The organism is Streptomyces sp. NPDC043867, assembly GCF_056435845.1.
The window spans coordinates 39,705-64,746 of record NZ_JBWKDS010000008.1 but is presented as its reverse complement, the minus strand read 5'-3'; the positions used below and the strand labels follow the sequence as shown (position 1 = coordinate 64,746).

Annotated in this window: 25 protein-coding genes; 11 read left to right on the top strand and 14 right to left on the bottom strand. The window is 71.4% G+C overall.

Annotated elements, in window-relative coordinates:
• The first annotated feature begins 1 nt into the window (after position 1).
• Positions 2-1,639 (top strand): ABC transporter substrate-binding protein, encoded by a 1,638-nt coding sequence (locus AC069T_RS10370; protein WP_478782331.1) that lies wholly within the window; start codon positions 2-4, stop codon positions 1,637-1,639.
• Positions 1,640-1,730: 91 nt separating this feature from the next.
• Here AC069T_RS10370 and AC069T_RS10365 read toward each other — a convergent pair whose 3' ends face one another.
• The 3 genes from AC069T_RS10365 to AC069T_RS10355 form a co-directional block, all read right to left on the bottom strand.
• Positions 1,731-2,579 carry a cytochrome c oxidase assembly protein gene (locus AC069T_RS10365; RefSeq protein WP_478782330.1) on the bottom strand — a complete coding sequence of 283 codons (849 nt, stop codon included), beginning with the start codon at positions 2,577-2,579 and terminating at the stop codon, positions 1,731-1,733.
• On the bottom strand, positions 2,579-3,145 hold the full coding sequence (locus AC069T_RS10360) for a DUF2243 domain-containing protein (protein WP_478782329.1): 567 nt from the start codon (positions 3,143-3,145) through the stop codon (positions 2,579-2,581). Before AC069T_RS10360 ends, AC069T_RS10365 begins: the two co-directional genes overlap by 1 nt.
• A gap of 115 nt (positions 3,146-3,260) precedes the next feature.
• Entirely contained in the window at positions 3,261-3,527 is a 267-nt protein-coding gene (locus AC069T_RS10355) for a hypothetical protein (protein WP_478782328.1), read from the bottom strand.
• Between the two features lie 399 nt (positions 3,528-3,926).
• Here AC069T_RS10355 and AC069T_RS10350 point away from each other — a divergent pair, with 399 nt between their 5' ends.
• The 5 genes from AC069T_RS10350 (at position 3,927) to AC069T_RS10330 (ending at position 7,913) form a co-directional block, all read left to right on the top strand.
• A complete protein-coding gene (locus AC069T_RS10350; protein WP_478782327.1) occupies positions 3,927-4,562 on the top strand; it encodes a DJ-1/PfpI family protein in 636 nt (211 codons plus the stop codon).
• A gap of 319 nt (positions 4,563-4,881) precedes the next feature.
• Entirely contained in the window at positions 4,882-5,118 is a 237-nt protein-coding gene (locus AC069T_RS10345) for a hypothetical protein (RefSeq protein ID WP_478782326.1), read from the top strand.
• A gap of 141 nt (positions 5,119-5,259) precedes the next feature.
• Entirely contained in the window at positions 5,260-5,877 is a 618-nt protein-coding gene (locus tag AC069T_RS10340; protein WP_478782325.1) for a TOPRIM nucleotidyl transferase/hydrolase domain-containing protein, read from the top strand.
• 128 nt (positions 5,878-6,005) lie between these two features.
• Positions 6,006-6,212, top strand: coding sequence for an acyl-CoA carboxylase subunit epsilon (locus AC069T_RS10335; protein ID WP_478782324.1), 207 nt, complete (start codon positions 6,006-6,008; stop codon positions 6,210-6,212).
• A gap of 147 nt (positions 6,213-6,359) precedes the next feature.
• Positions 6,360-7,913 (top strand): acyl-CoA carboxylase subunit beta, encoded by a 1,554-nt coding sequence (locus tag AC069T_RS10330; RefSeq protein WP_478782472.1) that lies wholly within the window; start codon positions 6,360-6,362, stop codon positions 7,911-7,913.
• A gap of 81 nt (positions 7,914-7,994) precedes the next feature.
• On the opposite strand, the gene AC069T_RS10325 is transcribed toward AC069T_RS10330, so the two are convergent.
• The 9 genes from AC069T_RS10325 to AC069T_RS10285 all read right to left on the bottom strand — a co-directional run bounded on the left by AC069T_RS10325 (position 7,995) and on the right by AC069T_RS10285 (position 16,374).
• Entirely contained in the window at positions 7,995-8,645 is a 651-nt protein-coding gene (locus AC069T_RS10325; RefSeq protein ID WP_478782323.1) for a CoA transferase subunit B, read from the bottom strand.
• On the bottom strand, positions 8,645-9,400 hold the full coding sequence (locus tag AC069T_RS10320; RefSeq protein WP_478782322.1) for a CoA transferase subunit A: 756 nt from the start codon (positions 9,398-9,400) through the stop codon (positions 8,645-8,647). Before AC069T_RS10320 ends, AC069T_RS10325 begins: the two co-directional genes overlap by 1 nt.
• Before the next feature lie 73 nt (positions 9,401-9,473).
• Entirely contained in the window at positions 9,474-10,232 is a 759-nt protein-coding gene (locus tag AC069T_RS10315) for an SDR family NAD(P)-dependent oxidoreductase (protein ID WP_478782321.1), read from the bottom strand.
• Entirely contained in the window at positions 10,229-11,200 is a 972-nt protein-coding gene (locus AC069T_RS10310; RefSeq protein WP_478782320.1) for a fumarylacetoacetate hydrolase family protein, read from the bottom strand. Before AC069T_RS10310 ends, AC069T_RS10315 begins: the two co-directional genes overlap by 4 nt.
• A gap of 120 nt (positions 11,201-11,320) precedes the next feature.
• Complete coding sequence (locus AC069T_RS10305; protein WP_388784076.1) at positions 11,321-12,253, bottom strand: VOC family protein; 933 nt, start codon at positions 12,251-12,253, stop codon at positions 11,321-11,323.
• 5 nt (positions 12,254-12,258) lie between these two features.
• Entirely contained in the window at positions 12,259-13,257 is a 999-nt protein-coding gene (locus tag AC069T_RS10300; protein WP_478782319.1) for an amidohydrolase family protein, read from the bottom strand.
• Entirely contained in the window at positions 13,254-14,384 is a 1,131-nt protein-coding gene (locus AC069T_RS10295) for an FAD-dependent oxidoreductase (protein ID WP_478782318.1), read from the bottom strand. The genes AC069T_RS10300 and AC069T_RS10295 overlap by 4 nt, the downstream gene beginning before the upstream one ends.
• Before the next feature lie 23 nt (positions 14,385-14,407).
• Positions 14,408-15,376 (bottom strand): cyclase family protein, encoded by a 969-nt coding sequence (locus AC069T_RS10290; RefSeq protein WP_478782317.1) that lies wholly within the window; start codon positions 15,374-15,376, stop codon positions 14,408-14,410.
• A complete protein-coding gene (locus tag AC069T_RS10285; RefSeq protein ID WP_478782316.1) occupies positions 15,373-16,374 on the bottom strand; it encodes a fumarylacetoacetate hydrolase family protein in 1,002 nt (333 codons plus the stop codon). The genes AC069T_RS10290 and AC069T_RS10285 overlap by 4 nt, the downstream gene beginning before the upstream one ends.
• Positions 16,375-16,502: 128 nt before the next feature.
• Between AC069T_RS10285 and AC069T_RS10280 the strand changes: the two genes are divergently transcribed.
• Both AC069T_RS10280 and AC069T_RS10275 read left to right on the top strand, forming a co-directional pair.
• A complete protein-coding gene (locus AC069T_RS10280) occupies positions 16,503-17,423 on the top strand; it encodes a LysR family transcriptional regulator (RefSeq protein WP_478782315.1) in 921 nt (306 codons plus the stop codon).
• 690 nt (positions 17,424-18,113) lie between these two features.
• Positions 18,114-19,352, top strand: a complete 1,239-nt coding sequence (locus tag AC069T_RS10275) for an MFS transporter (protein ID WP_478782314.1) — start codon at positions 18,114-18,116, stop codon at positions 19,350-19,352.
• 10 nt (positions 19,353-19,362) lie between these two features.
• On the opposite strand, the gene AC069T_RS10270 is transcribed toward AC069T_RS10275, so the two are convergent.
• Both AC069T_RS10270 and AC069T_RS10265 read right to left on the bottom strand, forming a co-directional pair.
• Positions 19,363-20,433 (bottom strand): LacI family DNA-binding transcriptional regulator, encoded by a 1,071-nt coding sequence (locus tag AC069T_RS10270; protein ID WP_478782313.1) that lies wholly within the window; start codon positions 20,431-20,433, stop codon positions 19,363-19,365.
• A gap of 45 nt (positions 20,434-20,478) precedes the next feature.
• Positions 20,479-21,528 (bottom strand): LacI family DNA-binding transcriptional regulator, encoded by a 1,050-nt coding sequence (locus AC069T_RS10265; RefSeq protein ID WP_478782312.1) that lies wholly within the window; start codon positions 21,526-21,528, stop codon positions 20,479-20,481.
• Between the two features lie 250 nt (positions 21,529-21,778).
• Here AC069T_RS10265 and AC069T_RS10260 point away from each other — a divergent pair, with 250 nt between their 5' ends.
• The 3 genes from AC069T_RS10260 (at position 21,779) to AC069T_RS10250 (ending at position 25,003) form a co-directional block, all read left to right on the top strand.
• Positions 21,779-23,098, top strand: a complete 1,320-nt coding sequence (locus AC069T_RS10260) for an ABC transporter substrate-binding protein (protein WP_478782311.1) — start codon at positions 21,779-21,781, stop codon at positions 23,096-23,098.
• Between the two features lie 108 nt (positions 23,099-23,206).
• A complete protein-coding gene (locus AC069T_RS10255) occupies positions 23,207-24,091 on the top strand; it encodes a carbohydrate ABC transporter permease (protein WP_478782310.1) in 885 nt (294 codons plus the stop codon).
• A 3-nt stretch (positions 24,092-24,094) separates the two neighbouring features.
• Entirely contained in the window at positions 24,095-25,003 is a 909-nt protein-coding gene (locus AC069T_RS10250; protein WP_478782309.1) for a carbohydrate ABC transporter permease, read from the top strand.
• Positions 25,004-25,042 lie beyond the last annotated feature (39 nt).

The window sequence follows — 25,042 nt, the reverse complement described above, 5'->3', positions numbered from 1 at the left end:
GATGTTCCAGGCCGTCGCCGACCGGCTGTACGAGACCCTGTGGGCCACACTGCTGCGGAAGATCATCGCGTGCACCCTGGCCGTCCTCCTTGCCTTCGGCACGTACACCCTCTGCAAGGAGCTCAGCCAGGGGGCCCGCACATGCGCCGACGGTGTCACCAGGTCCGGTGGCGAGTGCATCGGCGCCAACGGATCCGGTTATGACTTCGGGGTGCCCGAGATCGCCCCCGTCGCGGACCGGATCGCCGAGGAGAACCGCCGCATCGACAAGCAGCCGCACGTCACCGTGGCCATGATGCTCCCGCTGCAACCGGACTCGAAGGCCGAGAAGCAGCAGCTGCGCAGCGAACTGCAGGGCGCCTTCCTGGCGCAGTACCGGGCCAACCGGGAGCCGGGGAAGCCGGGACTCAGGCTGGTGCTCGCCAACCCCGGCAAGGACTACGCCCGGCAGGACGAGGTGGTACCTGACCTCGTGCGCATGTCCCGTACCGGGCCGGACAGACTGCGCGCGGTGACCGGCTTCAACCTCTCCCTGGACACCACCCGCGAAGCGGTGCGCAGGCTCACCGCACAGCACGTACCGGTGCTGGTCGCGCGGGCGTCGGCGGGAACCATCGCCAACTCGGAGAGCAGAGACGGCACCTACGAGTTCAAGGGGCTGGCCCGGATCATCCCCACCAACGAGGAGCAGGCGCGGGCGCTTGCCGACTTCAACGGTCGCCGGAAGGACCGGCAGACCGTACTGGTCCGCGACACCCGGCGCGACCCCTACGTCCGGTCGCTTGCCCACGCCTTCCAGCAGTTGCCGGAAGAAGGACCGCCCGGTCCGGACGACATGACCTTCACCTCCGCCGGGATCGCGGACCCCGGCGACGTCGACAACCAGTTCAGGCCGACGGTCAACACGATCTGCAACTCCGGCGCGGACACGATCTACTTCGCGGGCCGCTCCACCCATCTGCGCCTGTTCCTCAAACAACTCGCCAAGGAGGCATGTCCGGAGCGGAGATTCACCGTGGTGTCCGGTACGGACGCGGCCTCGCTGAACAACCGGATGACCGCCCGGGACTGGGCCGGACTCCGGGACAGCTCCGGCAACTCCCGGCTGACCGTGCAGTATGCCGCTCCCGCCCACCCCGCCTCCTGGCGCATCGAGGTACGCCGCTGGCAGGCCCGCGAACACCGGCGAACCGGGAAGACGCCGGCCGAGGCGAAGGCCCCCGGCTGGCTGCGCGATCCGCTCGCCGAACTGAACGAGCTCAAGGAGACCATCGCGGCCCTGGAAGCGGCGGGCCGCGGCATGGGCCCGGTGGTCCTGGACGACTCCCGCACCATGATGGTCCACGACGGGGTACGAACCGCCGTCGCGGCGATCCGTGGCGCCAAGCCCACCGGCCAGGAAGCGCCCTCACCCGAGCAGGTGGGGAACCGCTGGGCCACCATGCAGTCGCGGAACAAGGTGGTGGGCACCAGCGGCCGGATCTGCCTGACCAAGGCAGGGAACCCGTACGACAAACCACTCGCCGTCGTCGAGCTGAAACCCGGAGCGAGAGCGGGACGGGGCACGCTGGAATTCGTCGGGCTGGCATGGCCGGCCGGCAAGCCGCAGCCCGAGGACTGCGTCGTACGCGGCCGGTAACCGCAACGACGTCATGACTGCGGCCAGGACGCAGCAGGCAGCCGGGTGGAAGCAGGACCCGTGAGCGCCGGCCCGACCGGCCCGTGGCCGGTCAGCCCCCGGCGCCTGTGGGGCGGGCGTGGCCCGCCCACCGCGCCCGGCCCCGCGCCGCCTCGGTGCGCCGCTCGGGCCGCCAGGTCGACACCAGCGCGGCGGCCAGCAGGAGTTCGGCGATGTCCCCGCCGTAGTACATCAGCTCCGCGCCCTGCTGCACCGGGGCGACGGGGGCGTGGATGTCGACGTGGAAACCTCCGTACATCGCCTGCGCGATCAGGGCGTGCGCGGCGACCGCCACACCCAGGTACACCAGCCGGGCCCGCACCCCGGGCCGGCGCGGCGCGGGATCGGGGCCGGCGATGACGTGGGCGAACAGACACCCCGCCGCCAGGAAGTGCGCGAGCATCAGCCAGTGCCCCGCGGGGTGGCGCATGGCCGCGTTGTACAGCGGGGTGAAGTACAGCGCTCCGAGCGTGCCCGTACTCAGCACCAGCGCCACCACGGGGTGTGTCAGCAGCCGGGCAGGCGGGCTGTGCAGCACCCCGGTCACCCTGCGGGCACGGGCGGAAGCGACGGTACGGAGCAGGAGCGTGACGGGCGCGGCCAGCACGAGAGCCAACGGCGCGTACATGCCGATGAGCATGTGCTGGGCCATGTGCCCGCGGAAATCGGTGTGCGCCGACGTCCCCAGGGGCGGCAGCAGCGCCGCGCCGAGCAGGGCCAGCCCGGCGAGGAACGACACGGACCGCCATGTACTCCAGCCGAGGGTGGGATTGCGGTGACGGGCCCGGCGCACCGCGAGCAGGTAGCCCACCGCCGCGGCGAGCAGGACCAGCCCGCTCAGTACCGCCCCCGGCAGACTCTGCGCGGCGCTGTCGTGGTGGGTGTGCTGCATGCCGCCCATCAGGCGCTCCCCGCGGCCTGCCCGCCGCCGCGGGGAGCCCCCTGCTCGACGGGCCTCCCGCCGCGCTGGAGCAGGAAGCCCCCGGTGACCAGCAGCACACCCAGGACGAGGAATCCCGCGTCCCACCACGCCTGGTGCGGGCCGCCGTGCACATGGTGGATCCCCAGGATCTGATGGTCCAGGAGGCCCTCCACCAGGTTGAACAGGCCCCACCCGGCCAGGATCCACCCCCACAGCACCCGCGAGGCCCAGACCGCCCGGCGGTTGTGCGTGACCCGGGCGTAGAGGATTCCCAGACCGGCGATGACCGCGACCCAGCAGACGGTGTGGAAGACGCCGTCCCACACCGTGTTCATCTCCAGCCCGGACACCGTGTTCGGGTCGTAGTACCTCACCCCGACACGGTCGGTGTCGGTGCTGGTGAGCATGTGGTGCCACTGCAGGAGCTGGTGCAGCAGGATGCCGTCGGCGAAGCCGCCGAGCCCCACTCCCAGGACGACTCCGGGCAGCCGCAGACTGTTCGACGCCGTCGAAACCGCTCGGCCGGGGTCTGTCGTGGTGGCCATCGCCTGGTCTCCGATCCGTTGACAGTGCGCTCACATCACGCGGACACGGTTTCCCCGACGGCCGACCTCAATCAGTCATTCGCGTACCGCTTCCGAAAAGCGGCCACGGGAAACGTCAGCCCGCGTGGACGACGGAGTCGCAGTGAGTGCACATGGACTCGTGCTGGTCCGGTGGGCACCAGCTGTCCGGGCCGTCGGGCTGGTAGGCGAGCCGCTTCATGGCGGACGTGGGCGTGCCGCAGAACGTCGTCGTGCCCGGTTGTCCTGAACCCGGCGGGTCGGCGGGCGCGGCGTGGATGGTGGGGGCCGGCGGGAGGGCGTCGCCCGGCCGCGCGTCGGCGGGGAGCTGGGTGTCGGGTTCCTGGACCGCGATGATCTCCATGGGTTCACCCTCCGTCGGCTCGCGGTGCTCTGCACGTCGGACTGGCGAGTTCAGGTGACGCAGGTGCGCAGGCGGCGGACGGCCGCCTCCGTCCCGCGGATGTGCGTGCCCGGTCGCCCGGCCGCTCCGAGGGCAGGAAAGGCGGGGTATTCGTCATTGCGGACTCCGCCGCCGCCGCGAAGGATGGAACCCAGGGCACCGGGGGGCCCTGGAGTCGCTCCGGCGGCAGCGACGGTCACGGTCCGGCCGGGGCCGTGACCGTCGCGCCGGACGGTGACACTGTCCGTCACCTGGGCGGATCCACTCGCGAGGGCCCCGACCCGACCGGAGACCGTCGTCGCTGACCGCTGCGCCCTCACCCGCGCCGACCACCCGAATCCGCCCCATGAAAGGGAGACCGTGCAGATCGCGATTGTCCTCTTCGAACGCTTCACCGCACTGGACGCGGTTGGTCCGTACGAGATGCTCTGCCGCATTCCCGGCGCCGAGACAGTGTTCGTCGCCCGGCATCCGGGCCCGGTGCGCAACGACCGTGGCGACCTCGCACTCGTCGCGGCGGAGGCACTCCAGGACGTACCGGCCCCCGACATCGTCGTGGTGCCCGGTGGCCCGGGGCAGTCCGCCCAGATGGAGAACGAGGTGCTGCTCGACTGGCTGCGCACCGCCGACGCGACCAGCACGTGGACGACCTCGGTGTGCACGGGTTCGCTGCTGCTCGCGGCGGCCGGGCTCCTCACGGGCCGCCGTGCCACCTCGCACTGGCTGGCGCTCGACGGCCTCGCCGCGTTCGGGGCCGTGCCGACCGCTGAACGCGTCGTCACCGACGGGAAGTTCATCACCGCGGCGGGAGTCTCCGCCGGGATCGACATGGGCCTCACCCTGGTCGGCAGGGTCGCCGGGGACGAGCAGGCCCGGATGGTCCAGCTGGGGACCGAGTACGACCCTCAGCCGCCGTACGACGCGGGTTCACCCCAAAAGGCCCCCGCCGAACTCGTCGACAGGCTCCGCGCCGGGAGCCGGTTCATCCTTCAGTAGCCCCGTCCGGCGCCCCGCACGCTGCGCCACCCCGTCGGTGGAACTGCCGCACCTGGCCTGTGAGCCGCGCCGACGCGTCGTGGGCCCGCCTGCCGCCGGCAACCTCTGGGCTTGCTCAAGGAACGCTTGGCGCAGCCACGCCGCGGGGCATGCTGGGCGCAGTCGATACCAACGCCTGGCGTTCGGGGGAGAACATGCTGATGGTGCTTGTCCTGGTGGGTGTGGCCGTGTTGGGGCTGGTCATTCTGCGCACGCGGATCGTGAGAGGGGCCCGGCGAGGCCCCCGCCGACAGACGGCCGCCCGCGGTTCTCGGGCCGGGTGGTCCAACAGGGCCGGCGGGGTGGGCGGCGGTTCCGCGGGCGACTCGTCCTCGTCCTGGTACGTCATGGGCACCGCGTACGACGACTCGGGGGCCGGCTCCTCCTGCGGGAGCGGCTCGTCGTCCTGCGGCAACAACTCGGCCTCGTGCGGCGGCAGTTCGTCGTCGTGCGGCAGCAGCTCGTCGTCCTGTGGCGGCAGTTCGTCGTCGTGCGGCAGCAGCTCGTCGTCGTGTAGCAGTTCGTCGTCCTGAGACGGCTTCGTAAGCCCAGACAGAAGCGCACCGCAGCGAGTCCGCCGCCGTCCGCGGAGGGGCGACGCGTCGCGTCGAGCGGAAAATCCTTACCCCGGTCGGGCGAAAAGGCGGAGACTCCCCTCATGGCTGACATGGGGTCGTTCCGGGAAGCGGTCACCGCGTGGGCGGCCGGTGGCGTCGGCGACCCCGCACGCGCGCTGGCCGCGCGGCTGCCCGTCCGGGCGGCCGTCCTGCTCGAAGGGCCGAGCGACGTCGCGGCGGTCGACGCGCTGGCCGCGAGCCGACACCGGGATCTGGCGGCCGAAGGAGTCTGTGTCCTGTCGATGGGCGGCGCGATGAGCGTAGGGCGCTTCGTCCGCATCCTCGGGCCCACGGGGCTCGGCCTCCGCCTCACGGGACTGTGCGACGAGAGGGAGCGTCGCTACTACGCCCGCGCCCTGGACGGGGCCGGTGCAGCCGGACAGCGGTTCTTCGTCTGCGCGGCCGACCTGGAAGACGAACTCATCCGCGCGCTGGGCCCGGAACGGGTGACGGAACTCGTGCGCGAAGAGGGCGACCAGCGCGCCCTGCAGACCTTCCTGCGTCAGCCCGCACAGCAGGGCCGCACCGCGCAACAGCAGTTGCGGCGCTTCCTCGGCACGAAGAAGGGCCGCAAGATCCATTACGGCCGGGTCCTCGTCGAGGCCCTCGACCCCGGCCGCGTACCCGCCCCGCTCGACGGCCTGCTCGCCTGCCTGTGACCGCGCGCCCGCAGGCCGGGCCCGGCCGACGTTGCCGACGCATCCTCGAGCGGGATGTGAGCGCTCTTCGAGGGGGGTACCGAAGGGTGACCTCATGTCGTGGCGTGGGATGACGTGGGGAGGGCTCGGTGAGTGACGCGGACGCTGTCGGACCTGTCCTGCGGGTGGTACGCGGAGCGGCGGGCGAGGAGGAGCTGGCCGCGGTGGCCGTGGTCCTGGGCGCGCTGCTGGCCGGCCGGGGCGCGCGGGACGACCTTGTGCGGCAGCCGCGCGTCGCGGACTGGCGGCCGGCGGGTGGACGGAGCGTCTTCCGGTCCCCGCACTGCTGGCGGTAGTCGCCGGGGATCCACCTCGTGAGCTGATGCCGGGCCGCTGACGGGTGCCCGATGTCTGAAGGAGGGAAGAGCATCGTGACCGTGGTGAGGGACAGTGCGGGGGCGGATCCGGTGGACGGTTCCGGCGCCGGCGTGGGAGCCGGCGGGATGAAGGACGGCGCGGGAGCCCTGGCGGAGTTGCGGGCGCTGCGAGCACGGGCGGCGGCCGGTCCGGGGGAGGCGGCCTCGGCCGCGCAGCAGGCTAAGGGGAAGCTGACCGTCCGGGAGCGGCTGGACCTCCTGCTGGACCCGGGGTCGTTCGAGGAGGTCGGACTGTTGCGACGGCACCGGGCCACCGGATTCGGCCTGGAGAACAAGCGGCCGTACACGGATGGTGTGGTGACGGGCTGGGGGACCGTGGAAGGGCGCACGGTCTTCGTGTACGCCCATGACTTCCGGATCTTCGGAGGTGCGCTGGGGGAGACGCATGCCGCGAAGATCCACAAGATCATGGACATGGCGCTGGCCGCGGGGGCGCCCCTGGTGTCGTTGAACGACGGTGCGGGGGCCCGGATCCAGGAGGGCGTTTCCGCGCTCGCGGGGTACGGCGGGATCTTCCGGCGCAACGCCCAGGCGTCGGGGGTGATCCCGCAGATCTCGGTGATGCTGGGCCCGTGTGCGGGAGGAGCCGCCTACAGCCCCGCGTTGACGGATTTCGTGTTCATGGTGCGGGAGACCGCGCAGATGTTCATCACCGGCCCCGACGTGGTCAGGGCGGTGACCGGCGAGGAGATCACGCAGAACGGTCTGGGCGGCGCGGACGTGCACGCCGAGACGTCGGGGGTGTGCCACTTCGCCTATGACGACGAGGCCACGTGCCTGGCGGAGGTGCGCTACCTGCTCTCGTTGCTGCCGGACAACAACCGGGGCTTCGCGCCCAGCGCGTCGTACGGGGACCCGGTGGGCCGGCGGACCCCGGTGCTGCGCGAGCTGGTGCCGCAGGACGGCAGCCGGCCCTATGACATGGCACGGGTGATCGAGGAACTCGTCGACGACGGGGAGATGCTGCAGGTCCACGAGCGCTTCGCGCGCAATGTCATCTGTGCGCTGGCCCGGCTGGACGGGCAGGTGGTGGGGATCGTCGCCAATCAGCCGCTGGCGCTGGCGGGGGTCCTGGACAGTGCGGCCTCGGAGAAGGCGGCGCGGTTCGTGCAGATGTGTGACTCGTTCAACATCCCGCTGGTGACGCTGCTGGACGTGCCGGGATTCCTGCCCGGAGTGGACCAGGAGCACGGAGGGATCATCCGGCGCGGGGCGAAGCTGCTGTACGCGTACTGCACTGCGACGGTGCCGCGGATCTCGGTGGTGGTGCGCAAGGCGTACGGGGGTGCCTACATCGTGATGGACTCCCAGTCCATCGGTGCGGACCTGACGTTCGCGTGGCCGGGCAACGAGATCGCGGTGATGGGCGCGGAGGGGGCGGCGAACGTCATCTTCCGCCGGGAGATCGCCGCGGCCGACGATCCCGAAGCGACCCGGGCGCGGCTGGTCAAGGAGTACCGCGCGGAGCTGATGCACCCCTACTACGCCGCGGAGCGGGGGCTGGTCGACGACGTGATCGACCCGGCCGAGACGCGGGAGGTGCTGATCCGCTCCCTCGCGATGCTGCGCAGCAAACAGGCCGAGATGCCGGCCCGCAAGCACGGCAACCCGCCTCAGTAGCAACGCGATGGGAGCGGGCCCCCAGCGGTGTGCGGACCGCAACCCGCCCCGGGAGGGGCCCGGGACGCACCCGGCAGTCCTTCAGCAGGCGGCCGTGAAGCTGTCCAGGCGCAGGGGAGCGCTGGTACGGGCGGTGACGTCCTCGACGGTGACGCCGGGCGCGGTCTCGACGAGGGCGAGCCCGTCCTCGGTGACGTCGAGGACGGCCAGGTCGGTGATGACGCGGTGGACGCACCGCTCGCCGGTGAGGGGCAGCGTGCAGTCGGTGAGGATCTTGGGGCTGCCGTCCTTGGCGGTGTGCTCCATCAGGACGATGACGCGGCGGGCCCCGTGGACCAGGTCCATGGCGCCGCCCATGCCCTTGACCATCTTGCCGGGGATCATCCAGTTGGCGAGGTCACCGCGGGCGGAGACCTGCATGGCGCCGAGAACGGCGGTGTCGATGTGGCCGCCACGGATCATGCCGAAGGACAGCGCCGAGTCGAAGAAGGAGGCGCCCGGCAGGACGGTGACCGTCTCCTTGCCCGCGTTGATCAGGTCGGCGTCGACCTCGTGCTCGCGCGGGTAGGGGCCGGTGCCCAGGATGCCGTTCTCGGAGTGCAGGACGACGTGGACGTCCGGCGGGACGTGACCGGGGACGAGAGTGGGCAGGCCGATGCCGAGATTGACGTAGGAGCCGTCGCGGAGTTCGGCGGCGGCACGGGCGGCCATCTGGTCGCGGGTCCAGGACATCAGTTGCTTACCGTCCTCTTCTCGATGGGCTTGGCGGCGGCCTCTTCGGCGCTGAGCGCGACGACGCGCTGCACGTAGATGCCGGGCAGGTGGACCTCGTCGGGAGCCAGCACGCCCGGTTCGACGAGTTCCTCGACCTCAGCGACGGTGATCCGTCCGGCCATGGCCGCGAGGGGATTGAAGTTGGCGGCGGCGCGGCGGAAGCAGAGGTTGCCGTGCCGGTCCCCCCGCCGGGCCCGTACGAGGGCGAAGTCGGTGGTGATGCCGTGCTCCAGGACGTACGCGCCTCCCCCGAACTCCCGGGTCTCCTTGGGCGGGGAGGCGACGGCCACCGTCCCGTCGTCCGCGTACCGCCAGGGCAGCCCGCCCCCGGCGACCTGGGTCCCCACGCCCGCCGGGGTGTAGAAGGCGGGGATGCCCGCGCCGCCCGCGCGCAGCCGTTCGGCGAGCGTGCCCTGCGGAGTCAGCTCCACCTCCAGCTCGCCGCTGAGGTACTGGCGGGCGAACTCCTTGTTCTCACCCACGTAGGAGCCGGTGACGCGGGCGATGCGGCCGGCGGCGAGCAGGACTCCGAGACCACGGCCGTCCACGCCGCAGTTGTTGGACACGACCCTCAGCCCGGTCGCGCCCTGTGCGTACAGCGCGTCGATGAGGACGGCCGGCACGCCGGACAGGCCGAAGCCGCCTACGGCGAGCGACGCGCCGTCGGGTATGTCGGCGATCGCCTCGCTGGCGCTGCCGCGGACCTTGTTCACGTGCGGACGTTCCTTTCGGTGGTGGCGCCGGACCGCCTGCCGCCGGCGGCGAACTCGGTGCCGGCGAGCCGCTTCATCGGCCGTTCCGGGGGTCGCGGAGGGCGTCGGACAGGGACTTGACGCCGCCGTGCGCGGTCAGGCCGCCGTCCACGGGGATCTCGGCGCCGGTGATGAACGACGACTCGTCCGACAGCAGGAAGACCACGAGCGGGGCGACCTCGTCCACGGTGCCGGTGCGGCCGAGCGGGGTCTCGCGAAGGTTCGCCTCGCGGAACGCGGGGGCGGCGGAGGCGGTCATCGCGGTCTCGATGTAGCCGGGATGGACGGTGTTGACCCGGATCCCACGCGGTCCGAGTTCCAGCGCGGCGGTCTTCGACAGGCCCCGCAGCCCCCACTTGCTCGCGGTGTACGCGACCGGGTAGTGGGCGGTGACCGCGGCGGAGGAACCGACGTTGACGATCGAGGAGCCGGGCGGCATCAGCGGGCTCAGCTGCTGGATGCCGAGCAGCGGACCGGTGACGTTGACGGAGTGGACCCGCTCGAAGTCCTCGGCGCGCACGTCACCGAGACGTGCCCGCCAGGTGATGCCCGCGTTGTTCACCAGGCCGTGCACCTGCCCGTACGCGTCCTTCAACTCGGCTGCCAGCTGGGCCCATTGCGCCTCGCGGCTGACGTCCAGCCGGCGGCATCCCGGTGCCTCGTCGACGTCGGTGGCGATGACGCGGGCTCCCTCGCGGGTGAGGGCCGCCGCCTCGGCGGCTCCCTGCCCGCGGGCGGCCCCCGTCACCACGACGACCTTGCCCAGAAGCCTCTTGCGGTACGGGTCGTTCACGGCCGCTCCCGTGAGCGGCGCCGGCCCGTCGGCAGGGGCACCGGCGCCGGGCCGGGCACCACGGTGCTGGTGAGGGTGCCGATGCCCTCGACGGTGAGGGTCACGGTGTCGCCGGGCCTCAGCGGCGGCGGTTTCCGCTCGCCGAGCCGCCCCCACAGCTCGGCGAGGCATCCGCCGTTGCCACAGGTGCCCGACCCGAGGACGTCACCCGGCATCACCCGGGTGCCGCGGGAGGCGTACGCGGTCATCTCCTCGAAGGTCCAGCTCATGTTGGAGAGCAGGTCCTCGCCCACGACCTCGCCGTTGACCTCGGCGGTCAGTGCCAGGCGCAGGAAGCCGTCGGCGTCCCGGTACGGCTCCAGTTCGTCGGCGGTGACCAGGTACGGACCGAGCGTGGTGGCGGTGTCCTTCCCCTTGCACGGGCCGAGCCCCACCTTCATCTCCGCCGACTGCAGGTCGCGCGCGGACCAGTCGTTGAACACGGTGTAGCCGACGATGTGGTCGCGGGCCCGCCCGGGGGTCAGGTCGCGGCCCTCCCGGCCGATCACCGCGCCCACCTCCAGCTCGAAGTCCAGGACGGACGAGCCGGGCGGCATCGGGACCTCGTCGTGCGGACCGTTGACGGCGTGCGGGTTGCCGAAGTAGAACGTCGGTGCCGCGTACCACTGCTCGGGGACGCCCGCGGCTCCGTCGACGGATCGGCGTACCCCTTCGACGTGCTCCTCGAAGGTGACGAAGTCCCGCACCGACGCGGGCCGCAGCGGAGCAAGCAGCCGCACCTGGGAGACGTGCGGGCCGGGCGGGACGTCGAGAGCTTCGCGGCCGGCGGAGAGCAGTCCGGGCAGGCCGGCGGTCTCCGTGATCAGCGCGGACAGCGAGGTGACGCCCGGCAGCGGATACAGCGTGCCGTCGTCCTCCACGACGGCCACCCGCTCGCGGTGTCGGTGTTCGTAGGCGGCGAAGCGCATGGGGGACTCCTGAAGGCGGTCGGGGTGCGTGCGGTGGCACCCGCGGTCCTGGGCGGAGGGGACGCGACGGCGGCTGTCCTGGCGTGAACGCCGTGCCGCGTCCCCGGGGGCGGGTGCGGGTCAGACCGGCGGTGCGACGAACACGCCGCGGTCGGGGTCGTTGAAGGACTCCTTGGCGATCAGTTCGTTCATGGGGTTGGCGGTGCCCCACTGGTCGGTGACCTCGGGCCGGGAGAAGTCGTAGACGTGCGGGTGCCAGGTGTCCTCGTCCAGGCACTCCAGCTCGGTGGTGTACTCGACGGTGTTGCCGTGCGGGTCGAGGAAGTACGTGAAGGTGTTGTCGCCGGCCATGTGCCGCCCGGGACCCCAGATCTTCCGGTGGCCCGCGCGCATCACCCGGCCGGAGCCGCGCATGTACTCGTCGATGCCGCGCATCTCGAAGGAGACGTGGTGCAGGGCGGTGTGCGGGCCCTGTGCGATGGCCATGGAGTGGTGCTGGTTGCTGATCCGCATGAAGTGCATGACCTCGCCCATGTGGGGTGAGCTGAGGGTGTCGGAGAGAGCGAAGCCGAGGTGGCGCTCGTACCACTCACGAGTGCGGTTCAGGTCGGGGGAGTTGAGGACGACGTGGGAGAGCTTGACCGGGATCGCCTCCTTCTCCTCGATCTTGCGGTGCCGGCGGACCTCGACGTCGGACGAGACCTCGATGGTGCGGCCGTCGACGTCGAAGAAGCGGAAGCCGTAACCGCCGCCGGGTGTACCGACCTTCCCCGGCTGTGAGATCAACCGCACGCCTCCGGCGAGGAGTCGCTCGGCCAGCGCGTCCACGTCCGCCGCGCTCGCCGCGCCGTAGGAGACCAGGTCGAGACGCTTCTCCTCGGCCCTGCGCAGCCGTACGACGTACTGCTCGGGAGAGCCCTCGGCGGCCAGGAAGGAGATGCCGGAGTCCTCGGCGACCTTGGTCAGGCCCCAGACACCGGAGTAGAAGTCGAGCTGCTTGTCGTAGTCGGGCACGGCCAGGTCGACGTGCCGCAGATGGGTGAGCAGACGCATGACGGTCAGTCCTTCTGGAGGAGGGCGGCGGCGTTCCCGCCGCGTACGGCGTCGAAGTCGGCTGGGGAGAGCCGGGCGGCGCGCAGGGCACCCAGCGGGTCCTCGGCGCCCATGTCGAAGGGGAAGTCCGAGCCGAGCAGGACCCGGTCCGCGCCCGCCACCCGGATCAACTCCCGCAGCACGTGCGGGTCGTGGACGAGCGAGTCGAAGTACAGCCGCCTGAGATAGCTGCTGGGCGGATGCGCGCAGCCCGCGCCCGCGTCGGAGCGGGCCGACCAGGCGTGGTCGGAGCGGCCGATGTGAGTGGGCAGGTAACCGCCGCCGTGCGCGGCGACGAGCGTCAGGCCGGGGTGGCGGTCGAGCACGCCGGAGAAGATGAGATGCGAGAGCGCGACGGCGTTCTCGGTCGGCTGGCCGACCGTGTTCGACAGGTACCACTGGTCGAGGCGCTCGTCGAGCGTGCATCCGAAGGGGTGCAGGAAGACGAGCGCGCCGGTCTCCTCGGCCCGGGTCCAGAAGGGCTCGTAGGCGGGGTCGGAGAGTTCGTGTCCGGGGGCGTGGCTGGAGATCTCCACGCCCGCCAGGCCCTGTTGCAGGGCGTGGTCCAGCGCGCTCACCGCAAGGCCCGGATGCTGGAGGGGCACGAGTCCGAGCCCGCGCAGCCGGTCGGGGGCGGCCGAACAGTGCGCGGCCGTCGCCTCGTTGGCGATCCGGCACACCTTCCCGGCCGTCTCCTCGTCCGCCCAGTAGTGGTAGTGCGAGGGTGACGGGCTGACCAGTTGTACGTCCACGCCCTGCGCGTCCATCGCGGCCAGGCGCACGGAGACGTCGGTCAGCCTCGGGACGCGTTCGCGGACCATGGGCCCGCTGACGGCGAGGGCGGCGGCGCCGTTGCGCCGGGCGTCGAGTTCCCGCGCCTCGGCGTGCCCGGGCAGGCCGGCGACCAGCGATTCGACCTCGGGCAGCAGGACGTGGGCGTGCACGTCCACGGTGGGCCCGGTCACGGCAGGTCCCTGAGCATGGTCATCGTGCGGGCCATCAGGCCGGGCACGTCGGCGTCGCGGGCCCCGTCGAGCTGCCACTGCCCGATCTGCACCGACGCTTCGACGACCGGCCCGACACGGGCGATCCGCCGCTCGTAGTAGGCCTGGAACAGTGCGTCGTCCCAGGTGTCGGACCCGGTGAGGAGCTGGGCGAGGACCCAGGCGTCCTCCAGGGAGAGGGCGGCGCCCTGGGCGAGGGTGGGCGGGCAGCAGTGGGCGGCGTCACCGGCGAGGACGACCCGGCCGCGGTGCCAGGACCCCTCCACCAGCATCCGGTCGAACCAGGTGTAGTTGACCTTCGCCGGGTCGGTGATGTGCTCGGTGATCTCGGGCCAGAAGCCCCCGTAGTGCCGGGTGAGGCCGCGCATCTCGTCCGCGTACGACTCCGGCGCGATGGCGGCACGGTCGCGGTTGGCCTCGACGACGTACGCGTACAGGGTGTTCTCGCTGGTGGGGCAGTAGCCCGCGATGTAGGCGGGGCCGCCGTAGGCGAGATCGGTGCGGACGACGCCCGCCGGACGCGGGGCGGCGATGCGCCAGATGGCCATGCCGGTCGGCTCGGGCTTCGCGGTGACGCCGATCGCGGCGCGGGTGGCGGAGCCGAGGCCGTCGGCAGCGACGACCAGGTCATAGCGGTCCTGCGTACCGTCGCTGAGGCGGACGAAGACGCCGTCGGCGTCCTGGTCCAGGATCTGTGCGGTGGTGCCCAGCCGGACCGTCGCGCCGCTGGCGCGGACAGCCTCGATGAGGATCTGCTGGAGCTGTGGCCGCTGCATGCCGACCGTGGCGGGCAGGTCGTCGCCGCCGGTGCGCAGGTCGTCCTGCACGTGCAGGACGGTGCCGTCCGGGGCGGTGATGCCCACCGAGCCGAAACCGAATCCGGACGCCTCGATCCGCTCCCACACGCCGAGTTCGCGCAGCACGCGCAGGGCGTTGCCCTGGAGGGTGATGCCGGAGCCGGCGGTGGCGTTCCAGTCGTCCCTGGCCTCGACCAGGTCCACCGTGAACCCGGCGCGGCGCAGCAGGACGGTCACGGCGTTGCCGGCCGCGCCGCCGCCTACGACCAGGACCTTTCGGGGTTGGGTCATGGGGAACTCCCTTGTTCCTCGTGCTACTTGACGGCGATCGGGTTGACGGGCGAGCCGACCGCACCGGTGATGGGCAGGGGTGCGGCGGTGAGCGAGAACGCGTACACACCGTCGATGGCGCAGTCCTCGGCGAGGGCGTCCAGGTCCCACATCTCGCCGATGAGCAGGCCCAGATGAGGGATGGCGACCTGGTGCAGAGGCTGGAAGGCGTGCTCGAACTCGTTGGGCCGTACCTCGAATCCCCAGGTGTCGGTGGCGATCGCGGCGATCTCCGTGCGATGCAGCCAGCCGGCCGTGGTGAACGACAGGCCGGGCGCGGGCCCGCCCGCGTAGTCGCCCCAGCCGTCCCGTCGCGTCCGCGCGAGCTGCCCGGTGCGGACCAGCACGATGTCACCGCGCCGCACGCTGACGCCCTGCGTGTCGGCGGTCGCCGTCAGGTGGTCCTCGGTGATGGCGAAACCGTCGGGAAGTTCGCCCCCGTCACCCGCGCCGAACGCGCGGCCGACGTCCAGCAGCACACCGCGTCCGGCGACGTGCGCGGCCATGTGCTCGATGCCGGTGACCAGGTCGCCCTCGGAGGTGACGACCCGCTCGGCCGGCCGCCCGTTCCACGCCCTGCCGTGGTCGAAGATGTGCCCGAGTCCGTCCCACTGCGTGGAGCACTGCAGCGGCATGGCGATCACGTCGTCGGCGCCGCCGATGCCGTGCGGGAAGCCCTGGTTGCCGAGGGCGGCGTCGGTGCCGGTGTCCAGCATGGTGTGCACCGGGTTGGTGCGCCGCCGCCAGCCCTTCTGCGGACCGTTCATGTCGAAGCGCTGGGAGAGGGAGAAGCTGACACCCCGCCGGACCAGTCGGGCCGCCTCGCGGCGGGCCGCCTCGTCGAGGAAGTTCAGGGTGCCGAGGACGTCGTCCTCGCCCCAGCGGCCCCAGTTGGAGTACGCCTCCGCGGCCCGGGCGATCGAGCCCTCGGGATCGGTGGGGTCCAGGGTCACTGTGCCGCCTCCGCCACACAGCGCGTGCGCTGGGCGCCGAGTCCGGTGATAGAGGCGTCCATCACGTCACCGTCGCGCAGCAGCCGGCCCCAGTGCATGCCGTTGCCGGCCGGGCTGCCGGTGAGCACCAGGTCACCGGGCAGGAGACGGGCGCTCTGGGAGACGTAGGACACCACGCGGGCGACGTCGAAGATCATGTCCTTGGTGGACTCGTCCTGCATCGTCTCGCCGTTCAGCTTCAGCGTGAGCCGCAGGTCACCGGGGTCCGCGATGGATCCGGCGGGCACGATCCAGGGGCCGAGCGGAGTGAATCCGGGCGCGTTCTTGCTGCGCAGCCAGTCGGTGCCGATCTGCGGCATGTCCCGGCGGAAGACGGTCGCGCGGTCGGTGAGGTCGTTGGCGATGGTGTACCCGGCGACGTGGTCCAGGGCCTCCTCGACGGAGACACGGTGGGCGGGCCGGCCGATGACCGCCGCCACCTCCAGTTCCCAGTCGGGCTTCTCCGCCCAGGCGGGCAGCTCGACATCGTCGTACGGGCCCGTGACCGCGCTCGGCAGGCCGATGAAGACGTACGGCAGGTCCTCGGCCGCCCGCCGGTCCATGATCTCCGCCGCCTCCGCGCGCCGCTCCTCCTCGGAGCGGTCGTCGCCCGGCGCGCGGTGGGCGACGTGGAGGTCGATCACGTGCTGCCGGTAGTTGGCCCCCGACTGGAACACCTGGCGGGGTGCGACGGGAGCGTGCACCTGGAAGTCCCCGAGCGGCCTGCGGGCGAGGCGGCTCTCACCGGCCAGGGACCGCAGCCGAGGCAGGACCGTCTCCCAGCGGTCCAACAGGTCCCGAACCGTCAACTGCTCCTGTTCCAGGGCGACTCGCAGATCGAGCACCTGGGAGTCGGGAGTGACGAGCGCGGGGAAGGCCGGCCCGCCCGGGTCCGACAGGGTGCCAAGGGCGAAGGGTCCGGCGAAGGGCGCGGACGCGGATCCAGGTTTCACAGACATGTCCTCCTGATTGCGGTGGGACTAATCTGGACCCGCCACCCGCGATCAGGGAAATCGATTCTGTGGATGCTTTCCATCCATGGCGTTTATTCCTCCCTGGTCGGCGCCGTACCGCAAGGGGAAGCCCCGTGAATCTGGCCCGTCTCGACCTCAACCTCGTCGTCGCCCTGCGCGCGCTCCTGGAGGAACGCAACGTCACCCGCGCCGGACAGCGCATCGGACTCAGCCAGCCCGCCATGAGCGCCGCCCTCGCCCGGCTGCGCCGGCACTTCGACGACGACCTGCTCGCCCGCGTCGGCGGCCACTACGAGCTCACCGCCCTCGGACAGGTCCTCCTCGACCGGACCTCCACCGCCTACGACGTCCTGGAGCGGCTGTTCGCCAGCCAGGCCGACTTCGACCCGGCCACCGAGAGCCGGGAGTTCCGGCTGGTCGCCTCCGACTACGCCGTCGCCGTGTTCGGTACGGAGCTGGCCCGCGTCGTGCACGAGGAGGCCCCCGGCATCCGGCTCCGCTTCACCCAGACTCCGCCCACCGTGGTCGACGACACCGCCACCCTGCTGAGCGCCACCGACGGGCTGTTCATGCCGCACGGCGTCATCAGCGACTTCCCGGCCACCGACCTCTACGACGACCGCTGGGTCTTCCTCGTCTCCGAGAACCATCCCAGCGTCGACGCCGAGCTCACCCGCCAGGACCTGGCCCGGCTGCCGTGGGTCACCTACCAGCGCACCTACGACGCTCCCGCGGTGCGCCAGCTCGGCATGCTCGGCATCGAGCCCCGCGTCGAGGTCTCCGTCGACAGCTTCCAGCTGCTTCCGCTGCTGGTGGCCGGAACCCGGCGCCTGGCCCTCGTCCAGGCGCGCCTCGCCCGGCTCCTCGCGCCCCTGGCGGCCGTACGCGTGGTGGAACCGCCGTACGAGGCGGTGCCCCTGCGAGAGGCCCTGTGGTGGCACCCGGTGCACACCCACGACGCGGCCCACATCTGGCTGCGCGAGACCGCGGCCCGGGTCGGCAGGCGGCTGGGGGAGGCGCCCGGGCCGAGCTAGGGCCTGTCGTTTGGATCAGGCTGGCTGTGACCGACGGTTCGTCCTGACCGACCCGAGCGGGGTCTGGCGCGTGCAGCTGCAAGGCGGAGGAGGGAGTCGACGCGGAGCGTCGGCGACCGACGACAACGCCGCAGATGTGCGTGCCAGACCCCGCGACGCCGGCGTGATCCAAACGACAGGCCCTAGTGCTGTGACCGTAAAGGTTCACCGTGTCACGCCCCCCGGCACGGCACCTCGCCGCGTTGTCGGACCGCGCGAGTACGTCCAGTACGAGCTGCGGCCCTCCGCCTTGCGATGCACCGCACCGGACGCCGCGACCCGGCAAACCTTTGCGGCCACAGCACTAGGTGTGTTGCCCTGAGAGGTTGGGGACGCGGCCGGCGGGAGGTCGCGCCGGACGACCGGGTGGGACATCGCTCCGTACGGCCGGCCGGGAGGTCGCGGGGTGCTGCCCGGCGGAGGTCGCGCCGTGACGAGCGGGTGCATCCGGCCGCTTCACCCTCCTCACGCGGTATCCACGCCCTGGATCGGGACCATCCGGAACGTGAATCGCGCCAGGGGTGGGCAGGGCCCCGCGCGGAACGCATAGTCGAGGCACATCACGCGTCCGTACGCCGACGCCTTCCCGCCGAAGGACACCGTCCGCCCGCGACGCCCTCCGCCTCCCGCACCGCGCCCAGGAGTGCCGCCATGCCCGCATCCGCCGTCCCGCCCGCCCCCGCCGCAGCGGCTTCCCCGGCCGTGCCGGGCAGGCTGCCCGCCGTCCTGCTCATGACGGGCAGCTGCCTGCCCGTCCTCGGAGCGGTGCTGCTCGCGCCCGTACTGCCCCGCATGCAGGACCATTTCGCGGGCGTACCCGGCAGCGCGGCCCTGGTGCCGCTCGTCCTCACCGTGCCCGCCCTGTCGCTCGCCCTGCTGGCCCCCTTCGCGGGCATCGTCGTCGACAGGCTCGGCCGCAAGCGGCTTCTCGTCGCGGCGACCGTCCTGTACACCCTGTTCGGCACCGTCCCGCTGTGGCTGGACTCCCTCTACGGCATCGTGCTCAGCCGTGTGCTGGTCGGCGTCGCGGAGGCCGCCATCATGACCGCCTGCACCACGCTGATCGGCGACTACTACTCGGGCCGGGTCCGTAACCGCTACCTGGCCCTGCAGACCATGTGCGCGTCGGCGTCCGCCACCGTCTTCTTCGTTCTCGGCGGTGCCCTCGGCGCGGCGGGCTGGCGGATGCCCTTCTGGCTGTACGCCGTCGGGCTGCTGCTCGCGCCCGTCATGGCCCGCGCGTTGCCGAAGGCCACGCCCTCGCACACCGCCGATGCCGGAGAGGCGGTGTCCGGCTCCGGGCCCTTCCCCCTGCGTCGCATGGCCGGCATCTGCCTGCTGACCGTGTTCGGCGCCGTCGTCTTCTACACCGTGCCCGTGGAGATGTCGTACCTCCTCGACGATCTGGACGTGACCTCCACCGGGGTCATCGGCGCGGTCACGGCGATCGCGAGCGCCGCCACCGTGGCCGGCTCCGTCGCCTTCACCCGGTTCACCGACAGCCCGCGCCGGCGCCTGCCCGCTCTGCTCCTGCTGTGTGCCGCCGGTTTCCTCCTCATGGGAACCGCCGACAGCCTGCCGCTGCTGATCGCGGGAGCCGTGGTGAACTGCGTCGGCACGGGACTGCTCCTGCCGTCACTGCTGACGCTGGCGATGGCCCGGCTCGACTTCGCCGACCGGGGGCGCGGCACCGGTCTGTGGACGGCGGCCTTCTTCTTCGGCGAGTTCGTCTGCCCCCTGGTGCTGCTCGGCGGCAAGCAGGCCCTGGGCGCTCTCGCCGCGGCCGTCGGACTGCTCGGCGTTGCCACCCTGGTGGTCGCGGCCGTGCTGGTGCCCCTCACCCGCCGCGCCCCGCAGGCGCTGCCCCGCCGTGCTCCCGAACAGCTCTGACCGAACCGTGTCACCGCGCCGGCGTCCCCAGGGTCGACCGGCGCACGACCAGTTCCGGCTGCAGGACGACATGAGCGTGCTCGTGCACGGTGCCGCGAGCCGTGTCCTCGACGAGCAGGCGGCCGGCCCTGCGGCCCATGGCGAAGGCCGGCCGTCGTACCGAGGTGAGCGGCACCACGGCCGACGCCGCGAACTCGATGTCGTCGCAGCCGACGACCGCGATGTCGTCGGGCACCCGCAGCCCGGCCTCGTACAGTGCCTGCAGCACTCCCAGGGCGAGCAGGTCATTGCCGCAGAAGACCGCCGTCGGCCGGTGCGGCAGGCCGAGGATGCGGTGCCCGGCCTCCCGGCCGGCACCCACGGTGTGCGCCCGGCACGGCACCTCCCGCAGCGAGTCCGGGGGGAGGCCCGCCCCTCCGACGGCGCTGAGGGCTCCCCGGCGCCGGTCCTGTGCCTGCTGAAGCCGGTCGGGGCCGCTGACGTGGGCGATGGAGCGGTGCCCTCGCTCGATGAGGTGGCGGACCGCCGCGTGACCCCCCGCCGCGTCGTCGATCCCGACGGAGCAGGCACCGGGCTGGGGCGTGCCCCGGTCGGCCACGACGAAGGGAACACCGTTCCGGCGGAAGGCCGCCACGGTGCGGTCGGCCCCCTCACCGGACGACAGCACGGCACCGCGGACCTGATGCGAGGTGATCAGCGACAGATGACGCGCCGCCGCCGCGGGGTCGTGGGCGCCGGTGCACACCAGGACTCCGAGGTCGGCCTCACGGGCCGCCTGCTCCACGCCGGCGGCCAGCGCCGTGCAGAACGGATCGGCCAGGTCGAGGACCAGGACGGCGATGACGCGCGAGGCCCAGCCGTGCAACTGCCGTGCTCCCTCGGTGCGTACATAGCCCAGCGACTCGATCACGCCGAGGACACGCGTCCGGGTGGACTCGGCCACGATCTCCGGGCGGTTGAGCACGTTGGAGACCGTGCCGAGCGACACAGCGGCTTCCCGGGCCACGTCCTTGATGCCCACTCTGCGGACCGTCGAGCCGTCGCCGGGCGCCAGGACTCCTGCTGCCTCGCGCTCTGTCACGTCCTTCGCCGGGGGAGCGCCCGCGAGCCCACGCCGGTTCACGGTCTATCGCCCTCGTGGGGCCGCGGTGCTGCCGCGCACCACCAGTCGGGGCGTCATCGCGGTCTGCATGGCTCTGTCCCGTCGGCCTTCCACCCGCTCGATGAGCATCCGGGCGGCCGTGGCGCCCATCGTGTGCCCGGCCTGGTCCACGCTGGTCAGCTGGACGGGGGCCAGGGCGGCGAGGGCGGTGTTGTTGTAGCCGACGAGGGACAGGTCGTCCGGGATGCGCAGGCCCAGCTCGTGGGCCGCGCGGTAGACACCCAGGGCGGCGACGTCGGCGCCGGTCATGAGGGCGGTCGGCGGGCGGTCGGCGGTCAGCAGGGTCACCCCCGCCTTGAAGCCGCCCTCATCCGAGTAGGCGGCGTGCTGCACGCGCGCGTAGGCGTCGAGCCCGTGGCGTTCCATGGCGCTCAGGTAGCCCTCGCTGAGCACGATCTCGGGGGTGCGGCGCCATCGGTTGGCCCGGGTGCCCGGGGCCGAGACGAGGGCGATGTCGCGGTGGCCGAGCGAGACCAGGTGGTCGACGACCAGTCCCGCGCCGGTGTCGTCGGCGTCGACGACCGAGTCGTGCGAGTCGGCGGTGTCGTGATGGCCGATGACCACGGTCGGCGTCGACGCGGCGGTGGTCAGCACCTCGTCGCGCGGGGTCCCCGGCGCGATGAGGAGCAGTCCGTCCATCCGGCGGTCGACCATGGCCCGGATGGTCCTGGCCTGTTCCTCCGGGTCGAAGCCGGCGGCACCGGTCAGCACGGTGTAGTCGGTCTGCCGGAGTTCGTCCTGGACACCGTCGAGGATGTCGGCGAAGAACGCGTTGCGGACGTTGTCCAGCAGCACACCGATCGTGTAGGTCCGGCCGCGCATGCCGCGTGCCGCCGCGTGCGGCCGGTAGTCCAGTTCCGCGATGGCCGCCCTGACCTTCTCCTGCATCGCCGGGCTCGTACCGTAGGCGTTGCGCAGCACCTTGGAGACCGCGGCGGTGGACACGCCCGCGTGCCGGGCGACGTCGGTGATGGTGACGCGTCTGCGCCTGGGGGCAGGTGCCCGGTCCGTCATCAGTGCTCCGGTTCTCGCGGGGTTGAGTGTAACGGTCTACAGGGCGAACCCCGGGTCCCGTCAAGTCCTTCCTCTGTGAATCCAGTATTACCGGACCGTGTCTTGACGAAGCCCGAGGGGGAGTGCAAGGTGTTGCCCACTCGGCGTAGAGAACGTTCTACACGGCTCTCCACGTCCCGCCGGGCCCGCTCGTCGTCCCCGCGCCGTTTCCGCTCCTCGCCTTCCTCTCACCGATCTCCGGGAGTCCTCCGTGTCCCAACGCATGCCCCGAGCCCGTCGTGCGCGTCTGACCGTGCTCACCGCCGCAGCCGCTCCCCTGGCACTGCTCGCCACCGCCTGCGGCGGCACTGGCAGCGGTGCGTCCTCGGCCTCGCCGAAGGAGTTCAGCTACCTGAGCGTCACCGAGAACACCACCGTCAAGACCGCACTCACCACCCTGTCCAAGGGCGCGTGCAAGACGGCGGACAAGGCGCTGCCGCTGAAGGTGGAGACCGTTCCGCAGGCGAGCCTGGACCAGAAGCTGCAACTGCTGGCGGGCCAGAACGCCCTGCCGGTCCAGTTCGCGGCGGGCAACGCCCCGGCCCTGACCCAGAAGCTGGCCAGGTCGGGCGAGGTCGCCGACCTGGAGAAGGAACTGAAGTCCCTCGGCGTGCTGGACCGGCTCGAGCCGGGCGCCGTCTCGACCATCAAGGCGCTGTACGGCGGCAAGCTGGAGGTGCTGCCGTACGAGTACAACGTCGAGGGCATCTTCTACAACAAGAAGGTCTTCGAGGCGAACGGGCTGAAGGTCCCCGGCACGTGGACCGAACTCGTCTCGGCGGCTGCGAAGCTGAAGGCGAAGGGCGTGCAGCCGTTCTCGGCGTCCGGTCAGCAGGGCTGGCCGCTCACCCGGCTCATCAGCGGCTACCTCTACCGCAGTCTGGGCCCGGACGCGCTCCGGCAGGTGGCCGACGGCACGGCGAAGCTGACCGACCCGCAGTACGTGAAGGCGGCCGAGGAGGTCGCCGCGCTCGGCAGGAAGGGCTACTTCGGCAAGGGCGTCGGCTCCATCGACTACGACACCGCGATGAACCAGTTCCTGACCGGCAAGGCAGCCATGCTCTACATGGGCAGCTGGGCACTGGCGAACATCTCGGACCCCAAGCAGAACAAGGTGGGTGCGGACAACGTCGGCTTCATGCCCTTCCCCGCGGTGTCCGGCGGCAAGGGCTCCGTCGACCAGTACCCGTCCAACGTCGGCCTCGGCATCACCCTCGGCGCCAGGTCCTTCGACGAGAAGACCGGCGACTGGGTCTCCTGCATCGCCGAGAACTACGGCAGCACCGCCCTGAAGGACCATGGATCCATCTCCGGCTTCAAGGTCGGCACCGAGGTCGAGGACGCCAACGAGGTCACCACCGAGGTCCGCGACACCATCAGTTCCTCGAAGCAGAACGTGCTGTGGTTCGAGGCCCTGTTCGGTACGAAGGCCACCACCGTCAGCCAGACCAACGCGGCGAGCCTGGTCGGCGGCGGCACGAGCCCCGAGAAGTTCATGCAGACCGTCCAGGGCGCGCTGGCCGCCAAGTGACCGGGCGGGGGCGGCCCGCCGGCCTCCTCGCGGGCCACGCACCCCGCGTGAGCCGTCCCCGCTCTCGTCCGCCAGGTCTCTTCAACGAAAACGAAGTGGACACCACCCATGCACCGCGTACTCGGTGACCGCAGGGCCGTCGCGGTCCTGCTCGGTCCCGCACTCCTCGTCTACACCCTGATCATGCTGGTCCCGATGGTCTGGTCACTCGGGTACTCCTTCACCCGGGGCAACACCATCGACGGCTTCACCGGGAACGGCGCGGCCAACTTCTCCCGCCTGCTCGACGATCCGGCGGTCCACGACGCCCTCTGGTTCACCCTCGAGTACGCCGTGATCGTCACCGCCGGCCAGGTCGTCGCCGGCTATCTGCTGGCACTGCTGTACGTGTTCTTCCTCAAGCGTGCCTCCGCCCTCATCCGCACGCTGGTGTTCTTCCCCGTCGTACTCCCCACCGTCGCCGTCGGCCTGCTGTTCCAGAAGTTCTTCCAGGTCGCACCGCAGACCGGACCGGTCAACTCGCTGCTGAACGCGGTCGGCGTCGACTCGGTCGACTTCTTCGGCAGCGCGGGAAGCGCCTTCTGGGTCCTGGTCGTCATGGACATCTGGCGTTCGATGGGCTTCTACGCCGTGCTGCTCTTCGCCGGTCTGGTCGACATCCCCGACGAGGTCCTCGAATCGGCCCGGCTGGACGGCGCGACGGGACTACGGCTCGTACGGCACATCGTGCTGCCGCTCTCCCTGCCCGTGCTGATGTCGTCCCTGATCTTCAGCATCAACGGCACCCTGAAGGTCTTCGACTCCATCGTCGCGCTGACCAACGGCGGCCCCGGCAACGCCACCACACCGCTGACCCTGTACATGTTCCAGACGTCGTTCACCTACAGCGACTACGGCTACGGCAGCACCATCGCCCTGCTGCTGACCGTGGTGTGCCTGCTGGTGAGCCTGGTCGTCTTCCGTATCTCACGGCGCGACCTCACGGAGGGCTGAGCCATGGCCGTCGACACACCTGCGAAGACCTCCGCGAACCGCCCGGACCGGCGGCCGGCCCGGGGCGCCGTCCGAATCCGACGGCGCACCGGCGGAAGCCGGCTGTGGGTGCGGGGCCTCGTCGCCCTGCTGCTCGTGGTCGAGATCTACCCGCTGGTCTGGATGTTCCTGACCTCGCTGAAGTCCAACGACGACTACCTGAACAACTCCACCTGGAGCCTGCCCACTTCCTGGCAGTGGAGCAACTACAGCGAGGCCTGGACGACCGGCAACATCGGCCTCTACGTCCAGAACAGCGTGCTCGCGGTGCTACCGGCGCTGGCGTTGATGCTGTTCCTCGGCACGGCCGCCGGTTTCGCCCTGCAGGTCATGGTCTGGAAGGGCCGCAGCCTGACGCTGCTGGTCTTCCTCGCGGGCATGATGGTCCCGCCGCAGCTGATCCTGCTGCCGCTGTTCACCGTGTACTTCCGGACCGGCCTTTCGGGCACCCTGTGGCCCCTGATCCTCACGTACACCGGCACCGGTCTGCCGCTGACGGTCTTCATGATGGCCACCTACTACCGGACCGTCCCCCGGGAGCTGTTCGAGGCGGCGACCATCGACGGCGCCGGCATCCTGCGGGCCTTCTGGACCATCAGCGTCCCCCTGGTGCGCAACGCCCTGCTGACCGTGGGACTGGTGCAGTTCTTCTTCATCTGGAATGACCTGCTCATCGCGTTGACCTTCACCAACAACCAGGATCTGCGCACCATCCAGGTCGGCCTGCTCAACTTCACCGGCGACTTCGGGGCCACCCAGTACGGGCCGCTGTTCGCCGCGATCTGCATCAACGTCTTCGGCACCCTCCTGATCTACCTCTTCCTCAACCAGAAGGTCATGAAGGGCCTCACCTCGGGAGCGGTGAAGGGCTGACCCCGGCCCCCCCACCCCGCCCGCTCCCGCATGTGCAAG

Coding starts and splice junctions, on each gene's coding strand:
- AC069T_RS10370 (WP_478782331.1), top strand. CDS start 2: ATGTTCCAGGCCGTCGCCGACCGGCTGTACGAGACCCTGTGGGCCACA.
- AC069T_RS10365 (WP_478782330.1), bottom strand. CDS start 2,579: ATGGGCGGCATGCAGCACACCCACCACGACAGCGCCGCGCAGAGTCTG.
- AC069T_RS10360 (WP_478782329.1), bottom strand. CDS start 3,145: ATGGCCACCACGACAGACCCCGGCCGAGCGGTTTCGACGGCGTCGAAC.
- AC069T_RS10355 (WP_478782328.1), bottom strand. CDS start 3,527: ATGGAGATCATCGCGGTCCAGGAACCCGACACCCAGCTCCCCGCCGAC.
- AC069T_RS10340 (WP_478782325.1), top strand. CDS start 5,260: ATGGCTGACATGGGGTCGTTCCGGGAAGCGGTCACCGCGTGGGCGGCC.
- AC069T_RS10330 (WP_478782472.1), top strand. CDS start 6,360: ATGAAGGACGGCGCGGGAGCCCTGGCGGAGTTGCGGGCGCTGCGAGCA.
- AC069T_RS10325 (WP_478782323.1), bottom strand. CDS start 8,645: ATGTCCTGGACCCGCGACCAGATGGCCGCCCGTGCCGCCGCCGAACTC.
- AC069T_RS10310 (WP_478782320.1), bottom strand. CDS start 11,200: ATGCGCTTCGCCGCCTACGAACACCGACACCGCGAGCGGGTGGCCGTC.
- AC069T_RS10305 (WP_388784076.1), bottom strand. CDS start 12,253: ATGCGTCTGCTCACCCATCTGCGGCACGTCGACCTGGCCGTGCCCGAC.
- AC069T_RS10295 (WP_478782318.1), bottom strand. CDS start 14,384: ATGACCCAACCCCGAAAGGTCCTGGTCGTAGGCGGCGGCGCGGCCGGC.
- AC069T_RS10285 (WP_478782316.1), bottom strand. CDS start 16,374: ATGTCTGTGAAACCTGGATCCGCGTCCGCGCCCTTCGCCGGACCCTTC.
- AC069T_RS10275 (WP_478782314.1), top strand. CDS start 18,114: ATGCCCGCATCCGCCGTCCCGCCCGCCCCCGCCGCAGCGGCTTCCCCG.
- AC069T_RS10265 (WP_478782312.1), bottom strand. CDS start 21,528: ATGACGGACCGGGCACCTGCCCCCAGGCGCAGACGCGTCACCATCACC.
- AC069T_RS10255 (WP_478782310.1), top strand. CDS start 23,207: ATGCACCGCGTACTCGGTGACCGCAGGGCCGTCGCGGTCCTGCTCGGT.
- AC069T_RS10250 (WP_478782309.1), top strand. CDS start 24,095: ATGGCCGTCGACACACCTGCGAAGACCTCCGCGAACCGCCCGGACCGG.